Genomic DNA, 6549 nt, shown 5'->3' with positions numbered 1-6549 from the left:
CTTGAAGGAAGAGTACCCGGGGACCACCAACCCGTTCCCATGGATGAGCGAGATCATGGACTTGAAGAAAGAGAAGAACTTCTTCGAGACCCGCGTGATCGAGTATCAGACTGGCGGGGCGTTGAGCTGGGATTGATGCGGCTGTTCACCTTGAGTGAGTAGCTGAAACACCGAAAAGCCCTGAACCTGTTCAGGGCTTTTTTGTTTGCGTCTGGGCACCGCGTTATGAAGCCATGCGCTTCGCTTCCAGCCCTCGCGTTTCGATCACATCGAACACGTCACTGGCATCCTGTAGCAACAACCGTGAGATCGAGGCGATATTGCCCAGGTCTCGCGGGTCGCTATCGCTTAGCCGGCTGCAGGTGAACAGGATCATCAGTTTGTTGACCGCCCGCATGCGCTCGCTGACGCAAGCATGCAGATCAACCAGCGGGGCATTGCGGTCGATGTAGAGAACAGGGAACTCAGTGGATACGCTGTCCATCGGGATAAAGCGCCTGGGGGTATGCTCGGTATTCATCGTAAAACTCCGTGTTACTAGAGAATGACCGCCCTTCGCTGCGAAACGAAATGGGTGGCAGCTGTGCGCGGGTTCGCAGACCGACAAACACGGAAATCGGCAGGCTCGAAAGCCTCCCACACACAGCCACCATGAAACGAGCAGCAGCAAATATACAGCCGCCAACGTCTTCATGATGCTTTTTCGTGTTGTGCAAAAGGGCTGCGAAACCCTTCTCGCCAGATTATCCAGCGAGTAACTCAGACTCTAAGCTCGCCTCTCCATCTGGAACAATTCGCCATGGCGGGCAGGCGCCCGATGAGTTTTCTGACTGAGAAGTAGGATCCAGGAATAGAGCACTCAGCTCCCCCCTCAAGCAGGGCTGTCTTGCGATGGTAGACATCAATCAGAAACGAGAATCCCCACGCTGATTTTCTATCAGAAAAAATCCGCAAAAAAATCCGCGATTTTCTTCACGAAATAAGTGCTATAACCTCACGGAGCCCTTATAGATCAGGCCACTCAGGTTTTAAAAAATCCGCTAAAAAATCCGCGATCGGAGTCAAAATGTCGACCGAGTTAGTCACAGGAAATCACTGGCTTGAGCCTCTCATGCCGACCTTTCCGGCCGAAATTCTGAAACTGGCCGAAGAGGTGCCATTCCTGGCAGGAAAACTAACCGGAATGATCTCTCCAGAGACAGCTATCCGTGTCGGCGGGCTCCTGCGGGTGACCAACAGCTTTTACAGCAACCTGATCGAAGGCCAGTTTACCGAGCCAGTAACGCTGGCCCCTTCAGCACCGAAACGCAGCCGTAAAGAACTGTCAGAACTGGCGATGACTCATATTGGTGCTCAGGAAGCGTTTGAGCGAGCCCTCAACATTTATCCTCAATCCACCTGGCCGACCTTCTTTGACCCAAGATTCATAGCACGTGTACATAAGCGTCTTTTTGACGGTGCTGACCAGGAACAGCTGCGCCTGAGTGAAGGCAGATTGCTGATACCGGGGCAACTACGCGACGAAGCTCAACAGGATGTTCTGGTGGGGAACCACGCAGCACCCGCCAGCACCGCGGTCACCGCCATGCTGGTGCGGATGCAACACGTCTACGGACGACTCCCCGATGCCCGCAGCCGCTTGCTTGCCACCATGGCCTACCATCACCGGCTGGCCTGGGTTCATCCTTTCGTGGATGGTAACGGACGTAGCGTAAGGCTGATTACTCACCTGCAACTGCATAAGCTCGGCCTGGCATCACCGCTTTGGTCCCTTTCAAGGGGACTGGCACGACAGCAGAGAGCCTATTACGCCTATCTTGCCAATGCAGATAAACCCCGGCGTGGTGACCTAGATGGGCGGCGACAACTCACTCAAGCCGGGTTATTCGAGTTCGTCGGTTTCATGCTGGAGACCTGCCTGGATCAGATGCGTTATACGGAACGGGCATTGAATATCACTCACCTGAAAGGGCGCCTGGAGATCATATTCAAATGGGACCCACGCCTTCTGAAGGTAGGCTTGAAGCCGGAGTCAGCCCGAGCACTGCAGATACTGCTGACACAAGGAACCGTCAGTCGTGCTGACTTCAAAGTGTTCACCGGCTTCAGTGATCGGGTGGCAAGCGATCAACTCGCAGCACTCGTGAAACTGGGCCTTGTCGAGAGCCATAGCCCCAAAGCCCGTGACCTGTATCCCGGCTTGCCCATCTGGTTTGCGCAACTTCTGTTCCCAGATTTGCATCAACGAATGATCGGTGCGTGAACGGCCGATACCTCACAAGCCATCAATCATGGCCTGTGAGGCTCGGTCAAAATTCTCGGCCAAGCGTACGTTGCCATCGAGGCGGTTTGGTTGACTAGGAGGACGACGATAAGTGGCGAGCGCTTCCATGCTCTTGCAGCTCCTGCTCGATAAACGCCGCAATCATGGCCCGGTAGACCTGTTCGACCACATCGGGATTGGCGGCGTACTCCTCGGATAATGCCCGCACCTTGGCGATGACCTGCTCCACGCGCTGTGGAGCCCTGACGGCATCGCTGTCTTTCTTGAAGCGCGCAGCCTCAGTGACATAGGTACCCCGCTCCGCCAGCAGCGTTACGATCTGCCGATCCAGACGGTCGATGTTTTCGCGGACTTCTTCGAGTGATGTACAACGGACGGCCATATCGTTCTATCTCCTGTTGATTCTGAGCACTCTGGCTGATCCCTCTCGCCCTTTGCAACCCAAGACAGCTCACGGCCAAACCTCCGGGGCGCGTCGTGAAACAGTCGCCCCAAGTCGCCCCCAAAACTCCTCGATGGCATTCCCCCATTAGCATCGTCGAAATCCGTGCGTCGATACCCCAATGGGAGCAGGTCATGCAGATGAAATTGCAAAAGAGCGCTTTCGAGGATTTGTCCTCGACAATACCCGGCGTCGACTTTTCCGACCTCAACGCCACCGCGCTGATGGTGGTCGATGTGCAGCACAGCGACGCGACACCCGGACGGGGCTGGGTCAAAGCCTGCGAAGCCGTCGCGCCGCTGCCGGACGAAACCATCATCCGCAAGACCACCCAGGGCGCGTTCAACGGCAGTGAGATTCACAACACCCTGGAGCGCATGGGTATCAAGAACCTGGTGTTCACCGGCGTGGTCACCAGTTGCTGCGTGGAAACCACCGCCCGTGACGCGGCGGATCGCGGGTTTGGCTATGTGCTGGTGTCCGATGGCTGCGCCGATGCCGACCCGGGCATGCACAACGCGGCGATGCTGAACTTCGGGTTGTACTTCGGCAAGGTCGTGCAGAGCGCCGAGGAATTGACCGGGCCGTTGATGGCCGCGGTTACATCCAGCTAAATCAGACAAGGGTGTCAGGGAAGACACCATCATGCGCATTTACTCCATCAGGCAGACAACTCACGCAACGCCGCCGTCGCCAGAAACCCAGACCGAGAGGCGTATCGGTGATCCTTTTGCACACGCTCATCGATCAGCTCAAGCAGGTGCTCGGGCATCGATGCCTTATCAGAGCTGATCCAATCCCTACGAACACAACAGCTCGATACCGATAATCGGAATGCTGAAAAAACGTTTGATCAGGTCGAAAAACAACTGTACAAAAACACAGTATTTTCAAATCAGCCGATCAAGCCCGGAGAGTGCCATGTCCAGCCAAGCCGCCAGTCATGTGATGAGGACCACCGTTGAACGCATCGTTTTGCATCAATTCACGCCCCGACACTGCCTGCAGGCGCGGGTCATGCTGGGCTGGAGCCATGAGCAACTGAGCCGGGAGTCCGGCGTCTCGGTCGCCGCCATCCAGCGCTTCGAAGCCGGCGAACCACTCAGGGATGTTACCCGACTGGCCCTGGCCTTTCGCTTCGAAGCCGAAGGCCTGGTGTTCTTCCCCGGGTTTGCCCCCGGTCGCGGGATGAATATCCGCGGAACCACACCGGACCCGATCGAGCGCAAGGATTACGAACTGATCGAGTAATCAGCTACACCGATGCAGCCGGCCGCTCCAGCGCGCGCATCACCTGTTCGACCAACGCCTCCACCGGATGCTCGGTGGTGTCCAGCCGCAACACCGGGCATGGCAGGTTCCTGATCCAGGTTTCATGTCGTTTGAGACTGCGGGTGCCATGGTCTCCGGTGTCGTAGCCGGCCGCCCAGTCCAGGAAGGTACGGGTCGCGACAAACCGCTCTCCCCCTTCGTGGATCTGCGCACCATAGCGCTGGAACTCGCGAACGCGTAAGCGCTGCAAGCGGACCTCCGGGTCGAGGCGCATGAAAATCGCCAGGGTGAACGCCGGAATCAAGGGGTCACCCCAGCCACAGAGCGAACCGGAGAGCACCCAGTTGTCCTGCCGGGCCAGTTGCTCACGCAGCAACTGTACCCGCTGGTCACGGGGACGCTTGCAACTGAAAGGCTTGTCGGCGGGCTGCCAGTAAAAGTTGTCCGAGTCAAAATGGGCAATTCCCAAGCGCTCGGCCAGCGCCATACCCAAGGTCGTAGTGCCGGAGCCCGACGCGCCGAAAAGATGAATTCGATGGGCCATGGTTGTTCCTGACGCTCTGCTTCCAGTCTCGAACTAATGGTAGACCCGTACTCGCCTGGGGGCTGAACGAAAAACCCCGCTCGCCAAGCGAGTGATTCCTTACAACGGCTACATCTGCATTTGCAGCGAGCGCCGGATCATCTGCGGCGGCTGACCATAGGCCCGCAGAAAGGCGCGGCGCATACGCTCCGGATCGGCAAAGCCGGTGTCGCGGGCGACAACATCGATGGAGTGCCAGCCCGATTCCATCATCAACCGTGCCGCTTCCAGGCGCAGGTGCTCAATCGCCTTGGCCGGCGACTGCCCGGTCTCGGCACGAAACAGCCGGCTGAACTGACGCGGACTGAGGTGAGCCACTTGCGCCAGTTGCTCAACGGATAAATCTTCCCGCAAGTTCTCCTGGGCAAACGCCAGGGCGCTTTGAATACGATCAGATTTCGGATCAAGGTCCAGCAATGCGGAAAACTGCGACTGGCCACCCGTCCGGCGGTGATAGACCACCAACGTGCGCGCAAGATTGCGAGTCACTTCCACCCCCAGGTCCTGCTCTACCAGGGCTAATGCCAGGTCAATACAGGCGGTCATGCCGGCCGAAGTCCAGATCGGACCATCCACGGTGAAGATCCTGTCCTCCTCCAGTCGAACAGCGGGATGCCGTTGCTTGAAAATCCGCGCGTGGTACCAGTGGGTGGTCGCTCGTCGCCCCTCGAGCAGACCGGCCGCCGCCAGGTGAAACGAGCCGGTGCAAGCCGAGGTGATACGCCGGGCAAACGCAGGTGCACCGCGCAGGTAGTCAATCAGGCCTGTCGTCCCTGGCACCAGGTCGTTATCACCCACCACCACCAGCGTGTCGTAATCCTGCACACCGAAGGGCTGGGTCTCGACGCTGAAGCCGATGGAGCTTTTGACCGTACCACCGTGCTCGGAGAGCAGGTCCACCTGATAGACCTCGCGCTCGACTTCCAGATTGGCGTGCTCGAAAACCGTACCGGTCGCCAACGTCAGCGCCTGGAAACCAGGAAACAGGATAATGCCGACACGGATCATGGGCAGGACTCGATAATGTCTCAAAAGGTGGGATATATGACATTGCTGCCAATAAATTACCACCATAATCTTAACTCCAGCAACGCCGACATCTCGTCGGCCACTCTGGAGCCTTGCAATGACTCAATCATCTTCGAAGGGTTTTGCCCTGATCACTGGCGCTTCCTCCGGTATCGGTGCGGTCTACGCCGACCGTCTGGCGCACGAGGGGTACGACCTGATTCTGGTGGCCCGCAATCGCGAACGCCTGGAGCAACTGGCCGCACGGTTGGGCAACGCGACCCAACGGACCGTCGAAGTGGTTCAGGCCGATTTGAATAACTCAGGCGATCTGGCGCGAATCGCGCAAATCCTCGAACAGGACCAGCGGATCAACCTGCTGGTAAACAACGCCGGCGTCGGGGCATCCGCCTCGCTGCTGGAGTCCGAACAGGCGAAAATGGATGCGATGATTCACTTGAACGTCGTCGCCCTGACCCATCTGGCCAAAGCGGCGGCGACCAACTTTGTGGCTCGCGCCGAAGGGACGATTATCAATATCGCCTCCATCGTCGCCATCGCCCCCGAGTTGCTCAACGGTGTGTATGGCGGGACCAAGGCTTTTGTACTGGCCTTCACTCAGTCCCTGCATCACGAACTGAGCGAAAAAGGCGTCAAGGTCCAGGCCGTATTACCCGGGGCGATCAGCACCGAGTTCTGGGATATCGCCGGGTTGCCGATACAGCATCTGCCCGGTGAGATCGTGATGAATAGCGAAGACCTGGTGGATGCCGCGCTCGCCGGGCTGGCCCTTGGCGAGCTGGTTACTATCCCGTCGCTGCCGGATATTGCCGATTGGCAAGCCTTCGAACAGGCACGCCTGGCCCTGAAGCCCAACCTGTCGCACAAAGTAGCGGCGGCTCGTTATCTGATAAACGCAAGATAGAAACCGTGGGAGCAGTGCTTGGTCCGGGCGGCGTT

General features: G+C 57.9%; 8 protein-coding genes and 2 pseudogenes. 5 read left to right on the top strand and 5 right to left on the bottom strand.

Features of this window, described 5'->3' with window-relative positions; genetic code table 11:
• Positions 1 to 136 (top strand): annotated as a pseudogene (locus tag M5C56_RS16990) (ribonucleotide-diphosphate reductase subunit beta); the annotation flags it as partial.
• Between the two features lie 87 nt (positions 137 to 223).
• On the opposite strand, the gene M5C56_RS16985 reads toward M5C56_RS16990, so the two are convergent.
• Entirely contained in the window at positions 224 to 520 is a 297-nt protein-coding gene (locus M5C56_RS16985) for a fructose-bisphosphate aldolase (RefSeq protein ID WP_103498813.1), read from the bottom strand.
• 546 nt (positions 521 to 1066) lie between these two features.
• Between M5C56_RS16985 and M5C56_RS16980 the strand changes: the two genes are divergently transcribed.
• On the top strand, positions 1067 to 2263 hold the full coding sequence (locus M5C56_RS16980) for a Fic family protein (protein ID WP_247263202.1): 1197 nt from the start codon (positions 1067 to 1069) through the stop codon (positions 2261 to 2263).
• 94 nt (positions 2264 to 2357) lie between these two features.
• Here M5C56_RS16980 and M5C56_RS16975 read toward each other — a convergent pair whose 3' ends face one another.
• A complete protein-coding gene (locus M5C56_RS16975; RefSeq protein WP_100944166.1) occupies positions 2358 to 2666 on the bottom strand; it encodes a chorismate mutase in 309 nt (102 codons plus the stop codon).
• A gap of 194 nt (positions 2667 to 2860) precedes the next feature.
• Here M5C56_RS16975 and M5C56_RS16970 point away from each other — a divergent pair, with 194 nt between their 5' ends.
• Complete coding sequence (locus M5C56_RS16970) at positions 2861 to 3340, top strand: isochorismatase family cysteine hydrolase (RefSeq protein WP_247263203.1); 480 nt, start codon at positions 2861 to 2863, stop codon at positions 3338 to 3340.
• Positions 3341 to 3387: 47 nt separating this feature from the next.
• Here the strand turns inward: M5C56_RS16970 and M5C56_RS16965 are convergent.
• Positions 3388 to 3504: pseudogene (locus M5C56_RS16965) on the bottom strand (ribbon-helix-helix domain-containing protein); the annotation flags it as partial.
• 143 nt (positions 3505 to 3647) lie between these two features.
• Here M5C56_RS16965 and M5C56_RS16960 point away from each other — a divergent pair.
• The gene (locus M5C56_RS16960; protein WP_103498814.1) at positions 3648 to 3977 is read left to right on the top strand and encodes a helix-turn-helix transcriptional regulator; all 330 of its coding nucleotides are present in this window, start codon (positions 3648 to 3650) and stop codon (positions 3975 to 3977) included.
• Between the two features lie 4 nt (positions 3978 to 3981).
• Here M5C56_RS16960 and M5C56_RS16955 read toward each other — a convergent pair whose 3' ends face one another.
• Both M5C56_RS16955 and M5C56_RS16950 read right to left on the bottom strand, forming a co-directional pair.
• Positions 3982 to 4542, bottom strand: a complete 561-nt coding sequence (locus M5C56_RS16955) for an AAA family ATPase (protein WP_103498815.1) — start codon at positions 4540 to 4542, stop codon at positions 3982 to 3984.
• Positions 4543 to 4650: 108 nt separating this feature from the next.
• The gene (locus M5C56_RS16950; RefSeq protein ID WP_103498816.1) at positions 4651 to 5589 is read right to left on the bottom strand and encodes a GlxA family transcriptional regulator; all 939 of its coding nucleotides are present in this window, start codon (positions 5587 to 5589) and stop codon (positions 4651 to 4653) included.
• Between the two features lie 118 nt (positions 5590 to 5707).
• Here M5C56_RS16950 and M5C56_RS16945 point away from each other — a divergent pair, with 118 nt between their 5' ends.
• Positions 5708 to 6514, top strand: coding sequence for an SDR family oxidoreductase (locus tag M5C56_RS16945; RefSeq protein WP_103498817.1), 807 nt, complete (start codon positions 5708 to 5710; stop codon positions 6512 to 6514).
• The last annotated feature ends 35 nt before the right edge of the window (positions 6515 to 6549 follow it).

It is taken from the genome of Pseudomonas sp. MWU13-2862 (assembly GCF_023242495.1).
Lineage (GTDB): Bacteria > Pseudomonadota > Gammaproteobacteria > Pseudomonadales > Pseudomonadaceae > Aquipseudomonas > Aquipseudomonas gingeri_D.
Note: the sequence above shows the minus strand (reverse complement) of the source record. Positions and strands in the feature narration are given on the sequence as shown.

What these genes read in the sequence shown, in the direction of transcription:
- M5C56_RS16985 (WP_103498813.1), bottom strand. Translation starts at nt 520, where the DNA reads ATGAATACCGAGCATACCCCCAGGCGCTTTATCCCGATGGACAGCGTA.
- M5C56_RS16980 (WP_247263202.1), top strand. Translation starts at nt 1,067, where the DNA reads ATGTCGACCGAGTTAGTCACAGGAAATCACTGGCTTGAGCCTCTCATG.
- M5C56_RS16975 (WP_100944166.1), bottom strand. Translation starts at nt 2,666, where the DNA reads ATGGCCGTCCGTTGTACATCACTCGAAGAAGTCCGCGAAAACATCGAC.
- M5C56_RS16970 (WP_247263203.1), top strand. Translation starts at nt 2,861, where the DNA reads ATGCAGATGAAATTGCAAAAGAGCGCTTTCGAGGATTTGTCCTCGACA.
- M5C56_RS16960 (WP_103498814.1), top strand. Translation starts at nt 3,648, where the DNA reads ATGTCCAGCCAAGCCGCCAGTCATGTGATGAGGACCACCGTTGAACGC.
- M5C56_RS16955 (WP_103498815.1), bottom strand. Translation starts at nt 4,542, where the DNA reads ATGGCCCATCGAATTCATCTTTTCGGCGCGTCGGGCTCCGGCACTACG.
- M5C56_RS16950 (WP_103498816.1), bottom strand. Translation starts at nt 5,589, where the DNA reads ATGATCCGTGTCGGCATTATCCTGTTTCCTGGTTTCCAGGCGCTGACG.
- M5C56_RS16945 (WP_103498817.1), top strand. Translation starts at nt 5,708, where the DNA reads ATGACTCAATCATCTTCGAAGGGTTTTGCCCTGATCACTGGCGCTTCC.